The following is a 1694-nucleotide window of genomic DNA, read 5'->3' on the forward strand; positions in this document are numbered from 1 at the left end:
CCCGGCACAGCCCGCTCACACGAGACCAACGCACCAAGGTCGCGCCGATATAAAGATCAAAAAATTTTTGGCAAGAGACATCTTGGATGTCCTGCCATGCAAACGGTCCTGTAGGGGAGGGGAGCGTCTCGCTCCTCCACGGATATAGGAGGTGCAGAAGCGGTTTTGAAGGCTTGGTGCCTAGCTGGGGACAAGAGGTCGCGTCGTGATCCGCGATGGTCTCCTAATCCTCTTTTTACCTTTGGCAGGCGTAATCGGAGTGAATCTCCTCCCGGGTCGGCAGGTTCGGCCCCAACACCATAACAGACAATGCATTTCAAACGACGGTCTCCCTCTTCCGCCGCCCACGGTTATGGCTCGCTCAACGAGGACAAGCATCCAGGGTCGAACAATCCAAGCAGTGCACCGGGTATCGAGTCTGCAGGGCAGCACTTGCCCGAAGCCGACGACCGTGCTCTTCGGCAGGAAGCCGTTCGGGCAAGATCTGTCGAGAACCGTCGCCCGGGGGAGAATGCCTCGCCGCGCCGGGATGCTCAGAGCAGAGGTCCAAACGGTGCGCCACGCGGGGAGGTGTGGGAGCAGTCGTTTTCCATGTCGCCGGAGGTGCGCTTCACGCGGACGCCCGAGCGCGTTCTGAAGGAACGCCGCATGCAGGCCGCTCCGCATTCGACAACGGAGGGCACGGAGCGCCAGGCGCGGGACATCGCCGCGACCCGCGTGCCCGATCCTGCACCGGCTGTTCAGGAGCGGTTGCAGGCGCTGCAGAACAAAGCGGCCTCGCAGGAGGCGGATTCCGGTGCGGCGCGCGCGTTCAGTCGTGTCGCGCCTCCTACACAACATCCCGTCAAGCGACCGGCCCCTGCAGCCCCGAGAGCGGAAATGCCAGCTCCGAGAACGGAAGCGCTGCAAAGACGCGCGCCCTCCGCTCCGGTTGCACCGGCCGCGCCAGTGGCGGCAGCTCCCGTTGAGCCGCTCGCATCGCCTGCAAAGAGCGATCCGGTGAGCTTCGAGCTGTCCGCTGTGAGGTCCTACAGCTTCATGTGGCAGCCGGGGACCTATCTGCTCGATCCTTCGCTTCCAACCCCTTCGGTCCCCCCGACACCTCCTGCAGCCGCCGCAACAGCCAAGCGCGAGGAGAAGGTGCCCGTTGTCAAGAAAGCGGCACCTGTCGTCGAAAGCAGACGACGCATGCCCGAGCCTCCTCCGCCTGCTGCAGAGCCAGAGGATCCGCCGTGGGACGACGAGGAGGAAGATACGCTCGAAGTCGAAGAGGTTGAAACCGATGTCGAGGAATTCCTCGATGAGGAGGATGGGATCGTCGAGGAAGCGCCGCGCCGTGCCGCCATCGTGACACCGCCGCGCCCCGGTCAGGCGCCGGCGGTGCCGGTTCCTGCCAACGACAGCTTCCGCCGCGATAATTACGCCTCGGTTTCCGTCGGCGTGTCCGCTCCCGTCGGCGCCTCTTTCGCGTTCGAACTTCCGGAGCTCGATCTTCTGGCAGAGCCGAAGATCTGGGACAGCGCGGAAGTGCCGGTCGAAGTGCTGCAGGAGAATGCTGCGACGCTCGAGAACGTGCTGTGGGACTTCAACGTCAAGGGCGAGATCATCAACGTGCGCCCCGGCCCGGTCGTGACGCTCTACGAGTTGGAGCCTGCGCCTGGGACGAAGTCGTCGCGGGTGATCTCGCTCGCCGA

General features: G+C 64.0%; 1 protein-coding gene. It reads left to right on the plus strand.

What is annotated here, in order from left to right; all coding sequences use genetic code 11:
• Positions 1-591 precede the first annotated feature (591 nt).
• Positions 592-1694, plus strand: a 1103-nt coding sequence (locus tag JKL46_RS34675) for a DNA translocase FtsK (RefSeq protein WP_281400207.1), incomplete at its 3' end; no start/stop codon positions are given.

The organism is Microvirga zambiensis WSM3693 (genome assembly GCF_016735695.1).
GTDB lineage: Bacteria > Pseudomonadota > Alphaproteobacteria > Rhizobiales > Beijerinckiaceae > Microvirga > Microvirga zambiensis.